19 protein-coding genes are annotated in these 19,226 nt (G+C 57.2%); 12 read left to right on the forward strand and 7 right to left on the reverse strand.

Annotation, left to right across the window (positions count from 1 at the left end):
• Positions 1 to 51: 51 nt before the first annotated feature.
• Positions 52 to 231, reverse strand: coding sequence for a hypothetical protein (locus AC13DE_RS16305; protein WP_446296866.1), 180 nt, complete (start codon positions 229 to 231; stop codon positions 52 to 54).
• A gap of 366 nt (positions 232 to 597) precedes the next feature.
• Between AC13DE_RS16305 and AC13DE_RS16310 the strand changes: the two genes are divergently transcribed.
• Positions 598 to 1,401: a lytic transglycosylase domain-containing protein gene (locus AC13DE_RS16310; RefSeq protein ID WP_446313539.1), complete on the forward strand. Its 804-nt coding sequence runs from the start codon at positions 598 to 600 to the stop codon at positions 1,399 to 1,401.
• Between the two features lie 109 nt (positions 1,402 to 1,510).
• On the opposite strand, the gene AC13DE_RS16315 is transcribed toward AC13DE_RS16310, so the two are convergent.
• The 5 genes from AC13DE_RS16315 to tldD form a co-directional block, all read right to left on the reverse strand.
• Positions 1,511 to 2,137 carry a 3-oxoacid CoA-transferase subunit B gene (locus AC13DE_RS16315; protein WP_446296868.1) on the reverse strand — a complete coding sequence of 209 codons (627 nt, stop codon included), beginning with the start codon at positions 2,135 to 2,137 and terminating at the stop codon, positions 1,511 to 1,513.
• Positions 2,137 to 2,832 carry a CoA transferase subunit A gene (locus AC13DE_RS16320; protein ID WP_446296869.1) on the reverse strand — a complete coding sequence of 232 codons (696 nt, stop codon included), beginning with the start codon at positions 2,830 to 2,832 and terminating at the stop codon, positions 2,137 to 2,139. Before AC13DE_RS16320 ends, AC13DE_RS16315 begins: the two co-directional genes overlap by 1 nt.
• A 279-nt stretch (positions 2,833 to 3,111) precedes the next feature.
• Positions 3,112 to 5,796, reverse strand: a complete 2,685-nt coding sequence (topA, locus tag AC13DE_RS16325; RefSeq protein WP_483048417.1) for a type I DNA topoisomerase — start codon at positions 5,794 to 5,796, stop codon at positions 3,112 to 3,114.
• 266 nt (positions 5,797 to 6,062) lie between these two features.
• Entirely contained in the window at positions 6,063 to 7,214 is a 1,152-nt protein-coding gene (gene dprA, locus AC13DE_RS16330; RefSeq protein ID WP_483048418.1) for a DNA-processing protein DprA, read from the reverse strand.
• A gap of 180 nt (positions 7,215 to 7,394) precedes the next feature.
• A complete protein-coding gene (gene tldD, locus AC13DE_RS16335) occupies positions 7,395 to 8,816 on the reverse strand; it encodes a metalloprotease TldD (protein WP_483048419.1) in 1,422 nt (473 codons plus the stop codon).
• Positions 8,817 to 8,994: 178 nt separating this feature from the next.
• Here tldD and coxB point away from each other — a divergent pair, with 178 nt between their 5' ends.
• The 10 genes from coxB to AC13DE_RS16385 all read left to right on the forward strand — a co-directional run bounded on the left by coxB (position 8,995) and on the right by AC13DE_RS16385 (position 16,961).
• A complete protein-coding gene (gene coxB, locus AC13DE_RS16340; RefSeq protein ID WP_446313535.1) occupies positions 8,995 to 9,891 on the forward strand; it encodes a cytochrome c oxidase subunit II in 897 nt (298 codons plus the stop codon).
• Between the two features lie 64 nt (positions 9,892 to 9,955).
• Positions 9,956 to 10,894, forward strand: a complete 939-nt coding sequence (gene cyoE, locus AC13DE_RS16345; protein WP_483048420.1) for a heme o synthase — start codon at positions 9,956 to 9,958, stop codon at positions 10,892 to 10,894.
• On the forward strand, positions 10,891 to 11,067 hold the full coding sequence (locus tag AC13DE_RS16350; RefSeq protein ID WP_446296875.1) for a cytochrome C oxidase assembly protein: 177 nt from the start codon (positions 10,891 to 10,893) through the stop codon (positions 11,065 to 11,067). The genes cyoE and AC13DE_RS16350 overlap by 4 nt, the downstream gene beginning before the upstream one ends.
• Positions 11,067 to 11,642 carry a cytochrome c oxidase assembly protein gene (locus AC13DE_RS16355; RefSeq protein WP_446313533.1) on the forward strand — a complete coding sequence of 192 codons (576 nt, stop codon included), beginning with the start codon at positions 11,067 to 11,069 and terminating at the stop codon, positions 11,640 to 11,642. Before AC13DE_RS16350 ends, AC13DE_RS16355 begins: the two co-directional genes overlap by 1 nt.
• 23 nt (positions 11,643 to 11,665) lie before the next feature.
• Complete coding sequence (locus AC13DE_RS16360) at positions 11,666 to 12,469, forward strand: cytochrome c oxidase subunit 3 (protein ID WP_446313532.1); 804 nt, start codon at positions 11,666 to 11,668, stop codon at positions 12,467 to 12,469.
• Between the two features lie 121 nt (positions 12,470 to 12,590).
• The gene (locus AC13DE_RS16365; protein WP_446296878.1) at positions 12,591 to 13,271 is read left to right on the forward strand and encodes an SURF1 family protein; all 681 of its coding nucleotides are present in this window, start codon (positions 12,591 to 12,593) and stop codon (positions 13,269 to 13,271) included.
• Between the two features lie 8 nt (positions 13,272 to 13,279).
• Positions 13,280 to 14,668, forward strand: coding sequence for a threonine synthase (gene thrC, locus AC13DE_RS16370; protein ID WP_446296879.1), 1,389 nt, complete (start codon positions 13,280 to 13,282; stop codon positions 14,666 to 14,668).
• Entirely contained in the window at positions 14,665 to 15,927 is a 1,263-nt protein-coding gene (locus AC13DE_RS16375; protein WP_446313529.1) for a M16 family metallopeptidase, read from the forward strand. The genes thrC and AC13DE_RS16375 overlap by 4 nt, the downstream gene beginning before the upstream one ends.
• The gene (locus AC13DE_RS16380) at positions 15,927 to 16,511 is read left to right on the forward strand and encodes a GNAT family N-acetyltransferase (RefSeq protein WP_446296881.1); all 585 of its coding nucleotides are present in this window, start codon (positions 15,927 to 15,929) and stop codon (positions 16,509 to 16,511) included. Before AC13DE_RS16375 ends, AC13DE_RS16380 begins: the two co-directional genes overlap by 1 nt.
• A gap of 12 nt (positions 16,512 to 16,523) precedes the next feature.
• Entirely contained in the window at positions 16,524 to 16,961 is a 438-nt protein-coding gene (locus AC13DE_RS16385; protein WP_483048421.1) for a VOC family protein, read from the forward strand.
• 58 nt (positions 16,962 to 17,019) lie between these two features.
• Here the strand turns inward: AC13DE_RS16385 and AC13DE_RS16390 are convergent, their stop codons facing one another.
• Entirely contained in the window at positions 17,020 to 17,592 is a 573-nt protein-coding gene (locus AC13DE_RS16390) for a GcrA family cell cycle regulator (RefSeq protein WP_483048422.1), read from the reverse strand.
• A gap of 427 nt (positions 17,593 to 18,019) precedes the next feature.
• Here AC13DE_RS16390 and AC13DE_RS16395 point away from each other — a divergent pair, with 427 nt between their 5' ends.
• Positions 18,020 to 19,195 carry an acetylornithine transaminase gene (locus AC13DE_RS16395; RefSeq protein ID WP_483048423.1) on the forward strand — a complete coding sequence of 392 codons (1,176 nt, stop codon included), beginning with the start codon at positions 18,020 to 18,022 and terminating at the stop codon, positions 19,193 to 19,195.
• The last annotated feature ends 31 nt before the right edge of the window (positions 19,196 to 19,226 follow it).

The following is a 19,226-nucleotide window of genomic DNA, read 5'->3' on the forward strand; positions in this document are numbered from 1 at the left end:
CCTGTCGTGCAGAATGCGGCCAATAATGTTCAGATGAATAGCCGAAAGCTATTATGTAGGCTTTTTGCCTGTCATGTAGGTCGCCGTGTCGCTTGTCAGGCTTTTTGCGCCAGTTTCGATCGAGCTGTATGCAGCAACGGCCAGGCCAACTACGGCGGCAGTCAAAACAACCCAGTCAACTGTCACAGCACCGGATTCATCTTTGCTGAAGTTTTTGATAAAGTTAATCATGGTATGTCCCTCCAAGGATCATGAAGTGTTTCTGGTCAACCGGGTCTTACGTCTGACGCTGTACTCTCACTAAACGCCTGTTCGACTTGGTATGGCGCTATATAGCCTGTGGATTGGGGCATGATTTTGGCAGGAAGCTGGACATTTTACATTTTGCTAATTTTCTTTGCTCAGTCACAGGTATGGTGCTGTTAAATATGAGGTAATTTCTGCTTTCTGCGCGGTCTTTTTACATATTTCACCGCGAAAGCGTGGCAAATAAGGCAAAATCGCCATGATCGGACTGAGGATTCGCTAGGCGACTACGCTGAATCATGTGATATTCCCGATCAAGAGCAGTAAAAAAACACTGAAAAGCAGGCAGCGATGTTTCGATTAATCACCGTTTCTCTGGTAGCGGGGGCGTTGGCAGGGTCCGTGCTTTGGGCTGAAGCGCCCAAACCCTTTCCAACATTCGAGGCGAAACGTGTGAAACCGCCACAGCCCGGCAGCACCAACCGGATCAATGTATTCATCGAACCAAAGGTCATGGCCGTGCCAGATGTGGTAGCCACCGCATCCGGTGCCATCGTGCCTCTGGCTCCGGGCCAATACGATTGGTTTTGGGAAAGGGTATCCCCCGCCGTCGACAAATCCGGACCTGGAAGGCTTGAAGTTGCCATGACGACTTTGGCAACCGCCAACACCAAGGTACCCGCGCCGCGAATGCAGCAGATGCAAGAGATCGCCAGGGCCAACGGCATTGATATCTTGCGTTCAACCATCGGCACACAAGTGTCTCCTGCGTTGGTACTGGCGGTGATCAGCGTTGAATCAGCCGGGCGCGCCGATGCGGTCAGCGGTGCCGGTGCCCAAGGGTTGATGCAATTGATGCCGGACACGGCAGCGCGATTTGGGGTCAAGGACAGCTTTGCCGCGCAACAGAACATTGCCGGCGGCGTGAAATATCTTGATTGGTTGATGGGCGAGTTCGACCGGGACCCCATACTGGTGCTGGCGGGGTATAATGCCGGCGAGGGAACAGTCCGCAAACACGCCGGTGTGCCGCCTTTTGCGGAAACCCGCGATTATGTACCCAAGGTATTGGCGGCGTTCCAAGTTGCCAAAGGGCTTTGTCAGACGCCACCGGAACTTATATCAGACGGCTGCGTCTTCGTCGCGATGAACTAAGCGCGCCGTCCGGATCAGGCACGGTAGTTGGTACAAGGCCCGCACCTTGAACGCAAACGGCGCGGCCCATCGAGGCCGCGCCGCTATGATCCGGCTTTGCAGCATCAGATCAGATAAGAGTCGCCTCCGTCGCGGCACGAAGCTCTTCCTCGGTGACGCCCTCGGCGCATTCGACGATTTTAAGCCCGCCTTCGACCACGTCCATCACGCCCAGATTGGTGATGATCCGGTCAACCACGGCCTTGCCGGTCAGCGGTAACGTACATTCCTTCAGAACCTTGCTGTCACCATGTTTGCTGGTGTGATCCATCACGACCACGACGCGGCCTACACCCGCCACCAGATCCATGGCACCGCCCATGCCTTTGACAAGCTTTCCCGGAATCATCCAGTTGGCCAGATCCCCGTTTTCCGCGACCTCCATTGCGCCAAGTATCGCCATGGCGATTTTGCCGCCCCGGATCATGCCAAACGACATTGCGCTATCAAAGTATGAAGTACGCTCAAGTTCGGTGATGGTTTGCTTGCCGGCGTTGATCAGGTCGGCGTCTTCTTCCCCGTCGATTGGGAATGCACCCATGCCCAGCATGCCGTTCTCAGATTGCAGCGTCACGTCCATCCCGTCGGGGATGTAGTTCGATACCAGCGTGGGAATGCCGATGCCCAGGTTAACATACCAACCATCTTGCAGCTCTTGCGCTGCGCGTGCGGCCATTTGATTGCGATCCCAAGCCATTATGCAGTCCTCACTGTACGCTGTTCGATGCGTTTTTCATGCTCACCTTGGATAATACGGTGCACATATATGCCGGGCAGGTGGATAGCGTCGCCACCCAACGAGCCCCGTGGCACGATTTCTTCGACCTCGGCGATACATATTTTGCCACACATCGCCGCGGGAGGGTTGAAGTTGCGTGCCGTTTTACGGAACACGAGGTTGCCGGTGTCGTCAGCTTTCCACGCTTTGACAATCGCAAGATCCGCGACGATACCGCGTTCCAGAATATAGGTCTCGCCGTCGAAATCCTTGTGCTCTTTACCCTCGGCAATGACGGTACCGACGCCGGTTTTCGTGTAAAATCCCGGTATGCCCGCCCCACCGGCGCGCATACGCTCGGCCAGGGTGCCCTGAGGGTTGAACTCAAGCTCAAGCTCGCCGCCAAGATATTGGCGCATGAATTCTTTATTCTCACCAACATACGAGCTGATCATCTTTTTGACCTGCTTGGTTTGCAACAAGATGCCGATGCCGAAATCATCTACGCCAGCATTATTCGACGCAAAGGTCAGATCTTTGGTGCCTGCATCACGAATGGCGCTCAGTAGCAATTCCGGGATGCCGCACAGGCCAAAGCCCCCCGCGGCGATCAGCATGCCGTCCTTTAGCACACCGTCCAATGCCTCGGCGGCACTTCCATAGATTTTCTTCATTCCGGCTCCTTTCGAAAGAGGCCTCGCGCCCCATCATACCTTATGCATACGACTTCTATGACGCCACGTTACTCGGGTGTCAAATATGGTTGCAAAAGCAAAGCACCGGCAATGGATTCTCTCGACCCCTGCAACGCAAAAAGGTGACCGTTTTGCACCCGGGGGGGGCATGTCGGCGTGGAATTATAGCGCTGCAGCGCTATAATTCGGGGGGATACCACCAGTGTACGGCGGTTACATGAAATGCGCTGATATGTCCGCAATCGCCACGTTACCGCCTCAGTCCGCCGATTTTGCGGTCGCCTTTTTGGTTGTCGCATTTTTTGCGGGCGCTTTTTTCGCCGCAGGTTTCTTGGCCGCGGTCTTTTTCGGCGCAGCGGCCTTTGTCGTGGACTTTTTGGCCGTAGCTTTCTTGGCAGCGGGCTTTTTTGCGGCCGCCTTGCGTTTGGCCGGAGATTTCGCCAACTTTTCCTCGATCAGCTCGACCGCTTGCTCCATCGACAGATCTGCCGGCTCGATCTCTTTTGGTATGGTGGCGTTGACCTTTTCCCACTTCACGTAGGGGCCGTATTTACCTTCCATGATGTTTACAGCCCCGCCCTGATCAGGGTGTTCGCCCATCTCGCGAATTGGCTTGGCGGCTTTGCCACGGCCACCCCGGCTGGCGACCTTTTCGGCAAGCAGTTGGACGGCTCGATTCATGCCGACGCTAAACACTTCGTCAAGACTCTCGAGGTTGGCATTGGTACCACCCCGATCCGACGTGCTATCCGCGTGTTTGATGTAGGGGCCATAGCGACCAATATTGGCCCAGACCATGACCCCGTCTTCGGGATGCGGGCCAATCTCGCGGGGCAGGGACAATAGCAACAGCGCCCGTTCCAGCTCCAATTCTTCTGCAGGCCAGTCCTTGGGTACCGACTGCCGCGGCGGTTTCTTGTTGTCTTCGGTGACGGGGCCGCGCTGCACGTACGGACCGAAGCGCCCTTTGAATACGCGAATTTCATCGCCCTGATCCTCGCCCAACAGCTTGCCATCAGGGGGAATCGCCGACGCCTCCGCTTCGGGATCGGGCGGGCCAAACGGTCGCGTATAGCGACATTCCGGATAGTTCGAGCACCCTATGAACGCCCCGCCGGACCGTGCCGTGCGCATCGACAGACGCCCGATTTCGCAGTTTGGGCACAGACGCGGGTCGCTGCCGTCTTCATTCGGCGGGAACAGATGCGGTTCCAACACCTCGTTGATCTTTTCCAGCACCTCGGTGATGCGCAGATCGGCTGTTTCCGCGATCGCAGCCGAGAAATCCTGCCAGAACCGGCCAAGCACATCCTTATAATCGGCATCCGCCGCGCTCACCTTATCAAGCTGGTTTTCCAGATCGGCGGTGAAATCATAGCCCACATATTTGCGGAAGTAGTTCTCGAGGAACGCCGTCACCAAACGGCCCTTATCCTCGGGGAACAGACGGTTGCCTTCCTTGCGCACATATTCACGATCCTGAATCGTGGTAACGACACTGGCATACGTAGAGGGACGGCCGATGCCCAATTCTTCCATCCGCTTGACCAGGGTCGCTTCTGTATAGCGTGGCGGCGGCTGGGTGAAATGCTGCTCTGGGGTAACAGAACGCTTGTCCATCTTGTCACCTTCATGGATCTGCGGCAGGCGTTTGTCGTCTTCATCCACCACATCGTCACGGCCTTCTTCATAGACGCGCAGAAACCCGTCGAACTGCACGACCTGACCTGTGGCGCGCAGCCCGACCTGTTCATCCTTGCTGCCAATCTCTACGGTGGTGCGTTCCAGCCGCGCGCTCTCCATCTGGCACGCCAGCGTCCGTTTCCAGATCAGATCATACAACTTGCGTTGATCCGCTTCCCCTAGCTTAAGCGCATCTGCATCCTTTGCCATGTCTGTCGGCCGGATACATTCATGCGCCTCTTGCGCGTTTTTCGCCTTGTTCTTATAGATACGCGGTGCCGAAGGAACGTATTCCGCTCCAAATCTGTCCTTGATCGCGTCCCGAGCCATCGTCATCGCCTCGGGTGCCATATCAATGCCATCGGTTCGCATGTATGTAATGTGTCCGGCCTCATAAAGCCGCTGAGCGGTGCTCATTGTTTGCCGAGCCCCCATTCCCAGTTTGCGGCTGGCTTCCTGCTGCAGGGTCGACGTCATGAAGGGGGCGGACGGGTTGCGGCTGGCGGGTTTCGCTTCGACGCTTGTCACGGTCAAGTCACGGCTGGTGATCGCCTGCACAGCCATCTCGGCCTGCGTTTCGTTCGCCAAATCAAACCGGTCCAGCTTCTTGCCGGCCAGCGTCACCAACCGGGCTTCGAATTCCTGCCCGCGCGGTGTGGCGACTAACGCTTTCACGCTCCAGTATTCACGGTTGCGAAAGGCTTCGATTTCCATCTCGCGCTCGACGATCAACCGCAGTGTCACGGATTGAACCCGGCCCGCCGACTTTGCCCCGGGCAGTTTGCGCCACAAAACCGGTGAAAGATTAAAGCCCACCAGATAGTCGAGCGCGCGCCGCGCCAGATAAGCCTCGACCAACGGCATGTCTACCTGCCGCGGGTTTTTCATCGCCTCGGTAACGGCGGTCTTGGTAATCGCATTGAATACCACACGGCTGACCGGCGTATCTTTCTTGATCGACTTTCGCTTGGTAAGCGCCTCCTGCAAATGCCAGCTTATGGCTTCACCTTCGCGGTCAGGGTCCGTCGCGAGTATCAGCGCATTGTCGTCCTTGAGAGCGTCAGCGATGGCTTTGACATGCTTCTTGCTGGCAGCAGCAATCTCCCACGTCATGTCGAACCCGTTGTCCGGGTCCACGGATCCGTCCTTGGGGGGGAGATCGCGCACGTGCCCATAAGACGCCAGAACGGTGTAGTCACTACCTAGGTACGAGTTGATCGTTTTGGCCTTAGCGGGCGATTCGACAACAACAACTGGCATAAATTTCCGCACCCTGGATCAACTGAAATTGCGTGGCTTGTGCTGTGACATGTGGCGATCAGTGTGTTTTGTCAATGCCGCAGCGCCGGATCATCCCGCAATAAACCCGGACCCGGCACGGCAATTTCTCGAACCCGCCCATGTCCCCACGTCGTCAACCCAACCCAGAACACCACTTCCAAATGGCTGAAAATCCCGGGGGAGACCCGGATAAAATCCGGGGCGGGGGCTGGCCCCCGGCAACATGGCTGAAGACCCGATCCCGATCAGTTGACCCGCGATATCAGCCCGCCCGATTGCCTGAGCACATGGCCGTTCAGCTCAAGCTCCACAAGCACGGCAGTCACCGATGCAGGTGCCAGCTCTAGGTCACGGATAAGCTGGTCTTCCGCAACCGGACTGGGACCCAGCCGCGACAGGATGCGGCTGTGAAGCGCGTCTGTCTCGTGCAAGTCGGGCTCGGGCCGCGGTGGGCTGTCCGACCGTCTTTGCCGGGCGTCGTGGCCTCGCTCCGGATGGAGAGGTTCTAAAACCTCGATCACATCTGCGACATGACGCACCAACGTCGCGCCGTCGCGGATCAACATGTTGCATCCGGCGGCACGCGCATCAAACGGATGCCCCGGTACGGCCAACACCTCGCGCCCTTGATCCAGGGCATCGCGTGCAGTAATAAGGCTGCCGGACCTCGCGGCGGCCTCGACGATGACCGTGGCCTGGCCTAGACCGGCAATGATCCGGTTGCGGCTGGGGAAATGCCGCGCCATCGGTTGCAGGCCAACGGGCTGTTCGGAAATACGTAGACCCTGTTTTGCTATGTCCTCCGCTAGCCGGGTATTTTCGACAGGGTACATTATGTCAACGCCACCTGCTTGAACGGCAATGGTGCCGGTGGGCAGGGCGGCAAGGTGCGCGGCGGCATCAACTCCCCGCGCGAGCCCCGAGACAACGATATATCCCGCCTCGCCAAGCCCGCGCGCCAAGGCTTTGGCCATGCGAGTCCCCAGCGACGACGCATTTCGCGCCCCCACCAGAGACACTGTCGGCCGGTTCAGCAGTGTTGCATCACCAATGATCCAGAGCATCGGAGGCGCATCGCTAAGATCGTTCAGAGTCTGCGGATAATCCGACGAACCCTGTATGACCAGACGCGCGCCCACTGTCTTTGCCGCGCGCATCTCGGCATAGACCACGGCCTCGGGACAGGTCTCGTAATTCAAGACACCTGCCGCACGTGCGATCGAGGGAAGCTCGGCAAGCGCACGCCGCGCCGATCCATGTTCGGCAAGCAAGCGGTTATAGGTCGCGATGCCGACGCGCCGCGAACGCAACAGACGGAGGCGGGCAAAACTTTCATCTTCCGAGGTGGGTGGGATTGGGGGGGTACAGGAAGAAGGATTGTAATCCTTGTCAGTCATTCCCCGGGTCTCCATCCGTTGCAGATTCAGATATAGATCGACCTGGTTAACAACGCATGAATGATATGCAGCCTATTTGCCTCAAATAGCCGGCCTTACGCCGACCGCCCTCAGTTGATCGCCGCATATAACCCGGACCCGTGGCTTGGGTTGTATCGCAAGACGGCCGGATGCGGAAAACTAAGCCGCGGCCCCGCCAACGGTCAATCCACCGATCATCAATGTGGGCTGGCCGACGCCGACTGGCACCCATTGCCCGGCCTTGCCACAATTGCCCATTCCCGGGTCCAATGCGGGATCGTTTCCGATGGCGCGTATCTGCTTGAGCGCGGTCGCACCGTCACCGATCAGTGTCGCACCCTTTACCGGTTCCCCGACCACCCCATTCCGGACGCGATACGCTTCGGTACACGAGAATACGAATTTTCCGTTGGTAATGTCGACCTGACCTCCACCGAACCCCACGGCATAAATGCCGTCCTTCAGGTCAGCCACGATGTCGCCGGGGGTGATCTGGCCACCCAACATATAAGTATTGGTCATCCGCGGCATCGGAATATGAGCATACGATTCCCGACGACCGTTACCGGTGGGTTTCACTCCCATCAGCCGTGCATTCTGTCTATCCTGCATATAGCCGACCAGCACGCCGTCTTCGATAAGCACGTTTTTGGCGGAAGGGGTGCCTTCGTCATCCACGGTAATTGATCCCCGCCGGTCGGGAATTGTGCCATCATCCAGCACGGTCACGCCTTTTGCGGCGATTTGCTGCCCCATCAGGCCGGCGAATGCGCTTGATCCCTTGCGGTTAAAATCTCCCTCAAGCCCGTGACCGATAGCTTCATGCAACAGGATGCCCGGCCAGCCAGGGCCAAGCACAACATCCATCACGCCCGCCGGGGCCGGAACAGCCTCCAGGTTCACGCAGGCGATGCGCAATGCTTCGCGTGTCTTGGCCTGCCAGTCGGCGCTTTCCAGCAGACCGTTCAAGCCGACCCTGCCGCCGCCTCCGGCCGAACCGCTTTCGCGACGTCCGTTCTGTTCGACAATGACCGATACATTGACCCGGGTCATCGGACGTATGTCGGTGACGGAAATGCCCTCGGGGCGCAAGATTTCGACCTCCTGTATCGACGCAGAGATCGAAGCGGAAACTTGTACGACCCGACTGTCCAGGCTGCGGGCGAACGCGTCGATGTCGCGCAGGGTTTCGATCTTGACAGGAAAGGCCGCCCCGGCGATCGGGTCCTCATCGGTATAAAGCCGCTGATTGGTCGCGGCGGGTGCATCCGCCCAGGTGCCGCCCCCGTCCCCCACCGCCAGTCGCGCGGTTTCACTGGCGCGGCGCAAGGCGGCTTCGGTGATCTCGGATGAATGCGCGTAACCGGCGACTTCGCCACGGACTGCCCGCAGGCCGAAACCTTGGGACGCGTCGTAACTGGCGGTCTTGAGCCTTCCGTCATCAAACATCAGCCCTTCAGAGCGCCGCCGCTCGAAAAACAGCTCTCCGTCATCGGCACCCGCGACTGCGCCGCGTAGAATTTTGAGAGCGGTGTCGCGATCAAGACTCGCCTCAAAAGGGTTGAAGGGCGGCTGGCTCATCAAAATGTTCCTCGAAACGTGTCATAAAAAGCGCTTCGCGTCCGTTTGACGCAAGCAGAAGTCTTTATCTTGAAGTTAGAATATGATTGTAAGCGTAAAGATTACAACGGCACCGCGGCTTCTCTTTGGCTGTAAGGTCGAGATTCGCTTATCAATGGTCACAAGATCAGGACGACATATGAAACATCTTCTCACTTTTTCGGGTCTCATGGCCGCTTTTTCTACCGTGCCTGCATGGGCGCAAGAGAATCTTCGCGTGGACGGGTTGGAAATCATTGGCCAGCCTGTTGACGGCAAGACGGGCTTTCAGCCTGCCGTTACACGGGTTGCACAAGACATCCATGACCTCGACCATCTGATTCTTGTGATCATCACGCTGATAACGTTGCTGGTGACCGGCCTGATCCTTTGGGTTGCTTTCCGCTACAACAAAAAGCGTAACCCGGTGGCCGCTAAGTTTACCCACCACACTCCGGTAGAGATCGCGTGGACCATCGTGCCCATCCTGATCCTGGTGCTGATCGGTGCTTATTCGCTTCCGATCCTGTTTCGTCAGCAAGAGATCCCACAGGCGGATATCACGATCAAGGCCACCGGGAATCAGTGGTACTGGACATATGAGTACGTTGACGAAGGGTTCGGCTTTGACAGCTACATGATCGGCGCACCTGCGGTTGGCGGTGACAACCGCAAGACACCAGAAGTTGTCGCCCAATTGGAAGCCGCTGGTTACACCGAGCAGCAGTTCCTGCTGGCGACAGATACCGCGGTTGTGATTCCCGTTGGCAAAACAATTGTGGTACAGGTGACTGGTTCCGACGTTATCCACGCCTGGGCGATGCCGGCGTTCGGCGTAAAGCAAGATGCCGTGCCCGGTCGCTTGGCTGAAACGTGGTTTACCGCTGAGAAGGAAGGCATTTACTTTGGGCAATGCTCGGAGCTTTGCGGCAACGCGCATGCGTACATGCCCATTACTGTCAAGGTGGTGTCCGAAGCGGCCTATGCCGAGTGGCTTGGAAAAGCCAAGGCTGAGTATGCGGGCATCCCCCAAACTTTGACCGTCGCGTCGAAGTAATACCAACTATTTTGTATTGGGGCGTGAGGGTCACGCCCCAATTTATCTTTTTGCGAGATCTGGCATGACTGACATGAGCACCACTCCGGCAGGCGAATACGAGGCACAGCTGGGCGACTATTTTGCGTTGCTGAAGCCCCGCGTTATGCAGCTCGTGGTTTTCACCGCTGTCGTGGGCATGTTGGCGGCACCTGTTTCAGTGCACCCGATCGTTGGCTTTGCGTCGATTTTGTTCGTTGCGATCGGGGCAGGGGCATCTGGTGCTTTGAACATGTGGTGGGATGCCGACATCGACGCCATTATGCGGCGTACCCAGAACCGTCCTATTCCATCGGGACGGGTGCAGCCGAAGGAAGCGTTGGCGATCGGTGTTGCCCTGTCGGGTCTGTCCGTCATGATGTTGGGGCTTGCCGCAAACCTGCTCGCCGCGGGCATGCTTTTGTTCACCATCCTTTTTTATGCGGTGTTTTACAGCATGTGGCTCAAGAGGGCGACGCCGCAAAACATCGTTATCGGGGGTGCCGCAGGGGCGTTTCCCCCTGTGATCGGCTGGATTATCGCCACCGGCAGTTTTTCGATCGAGGCTTGGTTGATGTTCGCCTTGATTTTCATGTGGACCCCGCCGCATTTCTGGGCGCTGGCACTGTTTATGCGCAATGACTATGACGATGCCAAGGTCCCCATGCTGACAGTCACTCACGGTCGCCGCGCCACCCGTCGTCATATCCTCGGCTACACGGTTTTGCTGGTTATCTTGGCGGTCGGCACCGGTTTCACGGCGATCGGCGGGCCAATCTATCTGGTCACCTCTGCCATATTGAACGGGATGTTCCTTCTCGGGGCGATCCGCATCTGGCAGCGCGACGAAGACGATAGCGAAGCGGACAACTTTCAAGTCGAACGCAAGTTTTTCCGTCTGTCTCTATGGTATCTGTTCTTGCATTTCGGCGCGATTTTGGTCGAAGCAACCCTACGGTCATACGGTTTAGGAGGATGGGCATGAGCATTCGGGCAGAGCATGAGCTTCACACACGACGCAGGGGCCGCAATCTGGGCATCGGTTTGATGCTTGGCGGTTTTGTTCTGCTCGTGATGGCGCTGACCTATGTCAAAATCACCAACATCGATTTTAACAATTTGCCGGGCGGGGCTATCCAGACGCAGGAGACCAAGTAATGGCAATGTCAGGTCCTACCAAAACGGTGCTGCAAACCGTGTCCGTCGTCGTGCTGATGGGCGGGCTGGCTTGGGCATCCGTACCGTTTTATAACTGGTTCTGTAGTGTCACCGGCTTTGGCGGGACACCGGGCCAGGTCAGCGCGGAATCAAGCGAAATCCTGGATCAGACCATAACAGTTCGCTTTGACGGCAGTTTGAATGGCGGCATGCCGTGGGAATTCAAGCCCGTGGTGAATGAAATGAAACTTCGCATCGGCGAAACGGGGCTTGCATATTACGAGGCCTACAACCCTACCGATCGCCCCGTGGCGGGACAGGCTGCATATAATGTTACGCCTTATGCAGCCGGCGCATTCTTTGAAAAGATCGAATGCTTTTGCTTCACCGAACAGGTGCTTGCCCCGGGCGAACGCGTGAAAATGCCGGTAACATTTTTCGTCGACCCCGAAATCGTCAATGACCGTGATGGCAAGTATGTACATACGATCACACTATCTTATACGTTCTATGAAATTGACCTGCCCGAGGGATATGCGGCCCTTGATCAGGACGAAAAAATAAACCTGAATTAAGTAAAAGGTGAGGGACTAAACCCATGGCTCATGAAAAAAATCATGACTATCATATTCTAACGCCATCCACATGGCCTTTGCTCAGTGCGCTTGGTGGCGTGATCATGCTTGCCGGCATTGTATTCTGGATGCACGATATCACGCCATACGTCTTCCTAGGCGGGCTTGCGGCTGTGCTGTATTGCATGTTTGGCTGGTGGTCCGAAGTGGTCGCGGAAAGCAAGGTTGGCGACCATACTCCGGTCGTGCGCATCGGCCTGCGTTATGGTTTCATCCTGTTCATCATGTCCGAAGTGATGTTCTTTGTCGCTTGGTTCTGGACCTTCTTCAAAGAAGCGCTGTATCCGATGAGCGCGTTTCCGGGTTCAACCTATGTTCAGCCCGACATCATCCCGGTTGATGCCTTTCACCTGCCGTTGATCAACACGCTGATACTGCTTTTGTCAGGCTGTGCCGTGACCTGGGCCCACCATGCGCTGGTTCACGAAAACAATCGCAAGGACCTGATTGCGGGGCTTAGCATCGCAATCGTATTGGGCATGATGTTTACGGCTTTCCAGGCGTATGAGTATTATGAACTGCTGGTCCACGATGACTGGACCTTCGGTGGCGACCTGTTCTTCTCTAGCTTCTTTATGGCGACAGGCTTCCACGGCTTCCACGTGATCATCGGTACGATCTTCCTGGCCGTTTGTCTGGTCCGCGCGATCAAGGGTCACTTCACCCCTGAACAGCACGTCGGATTCGAGGCAGCAGCCTGGTATTGGCACTTTGTCGACGTAGTATGGCTGTTCTTGTTCTTTGCCGTCTACATGTGGGGCATTTAAGCATCCCCGACGCCTTGCAAACCGTGGCGTATTCACTAAAAGCTTCAGGCGCGTAAGGGGAACCTTGCGCGCCTTTACATTGTCGCCACCCGGCACAGGGTACAAATCTCAAGAGTTTCTCATGCGTCGTACGCTATTTTTGCTGATTATCGGCCTTGGTGGAGCTTCGATCCTGATTGCGCTTGGCCTGTGGCAGGTCCAGCGGCTTGCATGGAAACAAGCGATCATTTCTGACATCAACGCCCGTATCGCCGCCGCGCCCGTGGATCTGCCTCAGGCGATAGACGCGACCGCCGACGCGTACCTACCGGTCACCGTATCAGGTTTGTTGGACGACGAGGAAATCCACGTGCTTGTGTCGAAAAAGGACGTGGGAGCAGGTTACCGGATCATCACGCCATTACAGCTGAATGACGGGCGGCGGATATTGGTGGACCGTGGGTTCGCCATCGCTGCCGACAAGGATAATGAACGCGCTGGCGGGCCCGCGTCGATCACCGGCAACCTTCAGTGGCCGCAGGAAACCGACGGGTTCACGCCGGCTCCGGATCTCGCCGAAAATATCTGGTTCGCGCGCGACGTCCCGGCGATGGCGCAGACGCTGCAAACTTTGCCAATCCTGCTTGTTGCCCGCTTCAGCACCCCGGCAGACAACGATATCAGTCCGTTACCGGTTGATACCAGCCGAATTCCCAATGACCACTTGCAATATGCCATCACTTGGTTCTCTCTTGCCGCCATCTGGCTTGGCATGAGCCTGTTTTTCTTGCGCCGCCGTCGCGCCCCCAAAGCCGAAAGCTGAACAACCTTATGCGCTATATCTCCACCCGTGGTTCCGCCCCTGTTTTATCTTTTGAAGACGCGTTGCTGACCGGTCTTGCCCGCGATGGGGGGCTATACGTACCCGAAACCATCCCAAGGTTCAGCGATAAAGATTTGGCAGACATGGCGACCATGTCATACGAGGACGTAGCTTTTAAGGTAATGCGCCCCTTCATCGGCGATACGTTTACTGATACCGAATTCACAGCCTTGATCGACAAGGCCTATTCCGGATTCAACCACGTGGTACGCGCGCCGCTGGTGCAGCTTGACCAGGGGCACTTTCTTCTTGAGCTCTTTCATGGGCCGACGCTGGCCTTCAAAGATTTTGCGATGCAGTTGATCGGGCAGATGTTTCAGGCGGTGCTTTCGCGCAAGGGCGAACGTGTGACCATCGTCGGGGCCACCTCGGGTGATACGGGTTCGGCAGCGATCGAAGCGTTTCGCGGGCTCGACAATGTTGACGTGTTTATCCTGTTCCCGCATGGCCGCGTGTCCGACGTGCAGCGCCGCCAGATGACAACGCCTGTGGAAAGTAACGTGCATGCCTTGGCGATGGATGGCGATTTCGATGATTGCCAGGCGCGTCTCAAGGATATGTTCAACGACCACGACTTTCGCGACGCGGTTCGTTTGGCGGGTGTTAACAGTATCAATTGGGGGCGGGTGCTGGCGCAGGTCGTCTATTATTTTACTGCTGCTCTCAGCATGGGCGCGTGTGACCGCAAGGTAAGCTTTACCGTCCCCACCGGCAACTTCGGTGATATTTTCGCCGGCTATATTGCACGGGAAATGGGGTTGCCGATCGCAGACCTTGTGATTGCCACGAACCAGAATGATATCTTGCACCGGTGCCTTACGACGGGCGCGTACCACAAGGGCGCGGTGCATGCGTCAATCAGCCCCTCGATGGATATTCAGGTCAGCTCCAATTTTGAACGCGCGTTGTATTTCGCCCAAGGTCAGGACAGCGACGCGACCCGCGCGTTAATGGATGATCTGGCCAACGGTGGGTTCGATCTTGGCGACAACGTTTTGCGCAGCCTGCAAGATACCTATAAATCTGGCCGCGTCTCCGAAGAGGAAACCAGCGCCACCATCAAGGAATTTTATGCCAACACCGGCGAATTGCTGTGTCCGCATTCTGCTATCGGGGTACGGGTCGCGCAGGCGTTGCGCGATCCTGCTACGCCCATGATCACCTTGGCGACAGCGCATCCTGCAAAGTTTCCAGATGCGGTCGAGGCAGCAACCGGGGTACGCCCGCCACTGCCCGATCATATGGCTGATCTTTTCGACCGCGACGAACGCGTAACCCGTGTTTCCAATGATCTTGCATCGCTAAAAGATATCATCAAGGGGGGCATCGCCCAGTGAGCCTGCAACAACATCGCCTGTCCAATGGCTTTCGCGTAGTGACCGAAAAGATGCCGGGGCTGGCATCTGCTTCTATCGGTGTCTGGGTAACAGCAGGTGCCCGCCACGAGGCGGCCAAACAAAACGGCATCGCTCATTTTCTTGAACATATGGCATTCAAGGGGACGACCAAGCGCACGTCGCTTCAAATCGCCGAGGCGATCGAAGACGTGGGGGGCTATATAAATGCATATACCTCGCGAGAGGTGACAGCCTACTACGTCCGTGTGCTGGAAAACGACGTGGCGCTCGGGCTCGACGTCATAGCTGACATCCTGCGGAATCCGTTGCTTGATAACGGTGAGATGGAAGTGGAGCGTGGGGTAATTTTGCAAGAAATCGGCCAGGCGCTCGACACTCCTGATGATGTGATTTTTGATTGGCTTCAGGAAAAGGCCTATCCGGATCAGCCGATCGGTCGCACCATTCTTGGCCCTTCTGAACGAGTGTCGAAATTTACCCGCACCGATCTATCCGATTTTATCGGACAGCATTATGGACCCGAACAGATGATCCTTGCGGCGGCCGGGGCCGTAGACCACGACGAAATCGTGCGCCTCGCAGAACAGATGTTCGGTGACATGACACCAAAGCCCATGTTCGATGTGGATGCCGCCCGCTTCAGTGGCGGCGAAGTACGCCAGTTGAAACCGCTTGAGCAAGCGCATTTTGCGCTGGGTTTCGAATCTCCGGGATACCGGGCGGATGACATATATGTCGCACAGATATACGCGTCGGCGCTTGGCGGTGGTATGTCCAGTCGTCTTTTCCAAGAGATTCGTGAGAACCGTGGCCTCTGTTACACGATCTTTGCGCAGGCCGGTGCCTATGCGGACACTGGCATGATGACAATCTATGCTGGTACCAGCGGCGAACAGTTGCCTGAACTGGCCGGTATCACCATAGACGAGATGAAACGCGCTGCCTCCGACATGTCCCCCGCCGAAGTGGCGCGGGCACGCGCCCAGATGAAGGCCGGCCTGCTGATGGGGCTGGAAAGCCCGTCGAACCGCGCCGAAAGGTTGGCGCGTCTGATCCAGATATGGGACCGCATTCCACCGATCGAGGAGACGATCGCGCAAATCGACGCGGTCACGACCGGTGACGTACGCGACTTTGCCCAGAACATTGCCGAAACAGCTCCGGCGGCACTGGCGCTTTATGGCCCGGTCGAAGCGGCCCCTACCTTGCAGGAAATTCAGGAGCGTCGCGCCGCCTGATGCAGCTGCTCAAACGAAAGGTGGCGATCGAAACCGAGAGGTTGACGCTGCGTCCGCCACTGCACGCAGATTTCAGATCGTGGGCGACGCTGCGCTCCGACAGCATTGAATACCTCAGCCCGTGGGAACCGTCCTGGGCCAGCGACCATCTGTCTCGCAAGGCGTTCACGAACCGTGTCTATTGGGCAAATCGTTCGGTGTCGGGTGGTACGGCGTTGCCGTTGTTTCTGATACGGCGCAACGACAACATGCTTATCGGTGCGATCACCCTCGACAACATCCGCCGTGGGCCATCGCAAGCAGGGACGCTCGGCTATTGGACAGGCGAACCCTTCAGTCGCCGTGGCTACATGCGCGAAGCCATCGAAGCGACCGTTCACTATGCCTTCACGCGCCTTGATCTAAGCCGGGTCGAAGCCGCCTGCCTGCCCGAGAACATCGCTTCACGCGGGTTGCTGGAAAAGACCGGCTTCAAATACGAAGGCGTCGCGCAAAGCTATTTGCAGATTGATGGCCGTTGGCGCACCCATGTGCTTTATGCGCACCTGCGCGGTGATCGGCGTGGGAAAACAGCAGCGGGGTAGGAGAGGTTTCGTATGATCGCCTATGTCACCGTCGGGGCCGACGACCTTGCACGCGCCAAACGCTTCTATTCCGCTTTCCTGCCTGCCTTGGGCTATGCGTTGACCGAAGGTCCCGAGGGCCTGAGCTTTGTACTGCCGAAGGCTACGGGGCAGCCCGCCGCCTTGGCGGATTTCTACGTCAAACCGACCTTTGATGGCGCGCCGGCTTCCGGTGGCAACGGATCCATGGTCGCGTTCCAAGCAACCGGTCAGGCACAGGTGCGCGCGTTGCACGCCGCTGCGCTCGCCGCGGGCGGTAGCGATGAAGGGCAACCGGGGTTTCGCGCCACCTATGGTCCGCGCTTCTACGTCAGCTACCTGCGTGATCCCGAAGGTAACAAGATCGCGCTGTTCTCGGAAAATCCGGCAGAGCCCGGCAGGGACGATCCACCCCCTGTGCCGACGGGTTGATACGAAAAAGGCCAGACATCACTGTCCGGCCTTTCGTCTAACTGGTGTCCGTTGCGGGTTAGCGGCGGCGGTCGCGGCGGGCGCTCATCGGTTGGAAGGCGACGCCCACGTGGGCCTCGCAATAGGGTTTGCCCTGTTGCACCGGAAGGCCGCAAAACCAGAAATCTTCAGTGGCAGGGTCGCCGACTGGCCATTTGCAGGTGCGTTCGGTCAAATCCATCAATCCGATCTTCTTTGACTTCTTTTCAACTTCGCTCACCTTCGCCAAGGCTTCGGGGCTGATTTCATTTGCAGAAGGTTGCGGAGGCAAAGGCTGTCCAGCCGGGATTATCTTGGCCCGTGCAGGCAAGTTGGGCCGGGGCGCTGGTGCCGCCGCCTCAGGCTCGGGCACATTAGTGGCTTTTGGGGCAGCCTTTGCGGCCGGCTTTGGTTTGGGCTCCGCCTTGGGAGGCGTAGGAGCGGGAGCCGCGGCGGCTCCGGCAGCGGTACGATTGGACAGACCCAGTCGGTGCACCTTGCCAATCACGGCATTGCGCGTCACGCCACCCAATTCCTTGGCGATCTGGCTGGCCGACTGGCCTTCGCCCCACATTTTCTTCAAGATCTCTACGCGGTCATCGGTCCAAGACATTTGGCGTCCTCAGCTAAAAAGCGGCCCCATACCGGACCGCCTTGGAAAATTCTCAAGTCCCTATACTAATCACTGACAGCTTGGGTGCAAGGCGCGAAGCAGAGATTGAAGCCATGGACAGGCAAACGACCGCGGAAAACCACATGGTGGCATGCACCTGCGCCTTTTACCGTCACCAAAAGACAGCAGCACGGGAAATTATACTTTGCAAAATGCTGAATTTTCAATAAACCGTCCTTCATGATCAATTCTCCACGTCATATCTTGCGACGACGCTAGGCTTGTTAAGCTGAACCTGCCCGAAAATGGGTTGGCCCTGATCGTTTTGCGATAATATTGTGTCGCACCCCTGCAAATCCCATTGACCCCTGCTGTGACACATGCCCTTTTGGGCCTTTGACCCGGCCACCGCTAAAGGATGATCCCGATGATCCCATCTGTTCTGCCGACCTATTCCCGTGCACCTCTCAGCTTCGTAAAGGGGGAAGGCTCATGGCTGATCGAAGAGGATGGCCGCCGATTTCTCGATCTTGGTGCAGGTATCGCGGTAAACGCTCTCGGCCACGCCAACCCTGCGCTGGTGGCGGCCTTGACGGAACAGGCCGGCAAGCTGTGGCATACATCAAACCTTTATCAGATTCCGCAACAACAGGCGCTGGCCGACAAACTCGTGGCGCTCAGCTTTGCAGACACGGTATTTTTCACCAATTCCGGCACGGAATCGTGTGAACTTGCGGTGAAGATGGCGCGCAAACACTTCTATGACAAGGACCAGCCCGACCGGGTGGAAATCATTACCTTCACAGGGTCGTTCCACGGGCGCTCCTCGGCGGGGATCGCCGCCGCCGGGTCCGAAAAAATGACAAAGGGTTTCGGCCCGCTTCTGCCCGGATTCAGGCATGTCGAATTTGGTGATCACGATGCGTTGACAGAAGCAATCACACCGTCAACGGCCGCGATCCTGATCGAACCCGTGCAGGGCGAAGGCGGTATCCGCACTGTCCCGGATCAATGCCTCAAGGGGCTGCGCGACGTGTGCGATCAACATGGCATCCTATTGATCTTCGACGAGGTGCAGTGCGGGGTAGGCCGCACCGGCAAACTATTCGCTCACGAATGGGCCGGAATCACGCCGGATATCATGATGGTGGCCAAAGGAATTGGCGGCGGCTTCCCGCTTGGGGCGGTGCTCGCGACCGAAAACGCGGCATCCGGCATGAAACCGGGCACGCACGGCTCCACCTACGGCGGTAACCCGCTGGGGTGCGCGGTGGGCAACGCGGTAATTGATATCATCGCATCCCCGGATTTCCTGGCCGAGGTAAACCGCAAAGCCGGCTTGATACGCCAAAAACTCGAAGGTCTTGTCGCAGGCCATCCCGATGTCTTCGACAGTGTCCGCGGCAGCGGTTTGATGTTGGGCATCAAATGCAAGGTAACCAACAGTGATGTCGTCGCCGCGGGCTATGACCATCAGGTCATCACCGTCCCTGCTGCTGACAATGTCATCCGGCTGCTTCCTCCGCTCAATATCACCGACGACGAAATCACCGAAGCCATCTCCCGTCTCGAGCAAGCCGCAAGCAATATCACCGCAAACTGATTTTCATTTTGCAAAGCAAACTCCGGGGGTC

The sequence above is a fragment of the Sulfitobacter sp. L-8 genome, from assembly GCF_056859255.1.

Bases quoted from the DNA above. Each gene is read 5' to 3' on its own strand.
- coxB (WP_446313535.1), top strand. From the start codon at position 8,995: ATGAAACATCTTCTCACTTTTTCGGGTCTCATGGCCGCTTTTTCTACC.
- cyoE (WP_483048420.1), top strand. From the start codon at position 9,956: ATGACTGACATGAGCACCACTCCGGCAGGCGAATACGAGGCACAGCTG.
- topA (WP_483048417.1), bottom strand. From the start codon at position 5,796: ATGCCAGTTGTTGTTGTCGAATCGCCCGCTAAGGCCAAAACGATCAAC.
- AC13DE_RS16315 (WP_446296868.1), bottom strand. From the start codon at position 2,137: ATGGCTTGGGATCGCAATCAAATGGCCGCACGCGCAGCGCAAGAGCTG.
- AC13DE_RS16395 (WP_483048423.1), top strand. From the start codon at position 18,020: ATGATCCCATCTGTTCTGCCGACCTATTCCCGTGCACCTCTCAGCTTC.
- AC13DE_RS16305 (WP_446296866.1), bottom strand. From the start codon at position 231: ATGATTAACTTTATCAAAAACTTCAGCAAAGATGAATCCGGTGCTGTG.
- AC13DE_RS16390 (WP_483048422.1), bottom strand. From the start codon at position 17,592: ATGTCTTGGACCGATGACCGCGTAGAGATCTTGAAGAAAATGTGGGGC.
- AC13DE_RS16385 (WP_483048421.1), top strand. From the start codon at position 16,524: ATGATCGCCTATGTCACCGTCGGGGCCGACGACCTTGCACGCGCCAAA.
- AC13DE_RS16355 (WP_446313533.1), top strand. From the start codon at position 11,067: ATGGCAATGTCAGGTCCTACCAAAACGGTGCTGCAAACCGTGTCCGTC.
- AC13DE_RS16360 (WP_446313532.1), top strand. From the start codon at position 11,666: ATGGCTCATGAAAAAAATCATGACTATCATATTCTAACGCCATCCACA.
- thrC (WP_446296879.1), top strand. From the start codon at position 13,280: ATGCGCTATATCTCCACCCGTGGTTCCGCCCCTGTTTTATCTTTTGAA.
- dprA (WP_483048418.1), bottom strand. From the start codon at position 7,214: ATGACTGACAAGGATTACAATCCTTCTTCCTGTACCCCCCCAATCCCA.
- AC13DE_RS16380 (WP_446296881.1), top strand. From the start codon at position 15,927: ATGCAGCTGCTCAAACGAAAGGTGGCGATCGAAACCGAGAGGTTGACG.
- AC13DE_RS16365 (WP_446296878.1), top strand. From the start codon at position 12,591: ATGCGTCGTACGCTATTTTTGCTGATTATCGGCCTTGGTGGAGCTTCG.
- tldD (WP_483048419.1), bottom strand. From the start codon at position 8,816: ATGAGCCAGCCGCCCTTCAACCCTTTTGAGGCGAGTCTTGATCGCGAC.
- AC13DE_RS16350 (WP_446296875.1), top strand. From the start codon at position 10,891: ATGAGCATTCGGGCAGAGCATGAGCTTCACACACGACGCAGGGGCCGC.
- AC13DE_RS16310 (WP_446313539.1), top strand. From the start codon at position 598: ATGTTTCGATTAATCACCGTTTCTCTGGTAGCGGGGGCGTTGGCAGGG.
- AC13DE_RS16320 (WP_446296869.1), bottom strand. From the start codon at position 2,832: ATGAAGAAAATCTATGGAAGTGCCGCCGAGGCATTGGACGGTGTGCTA.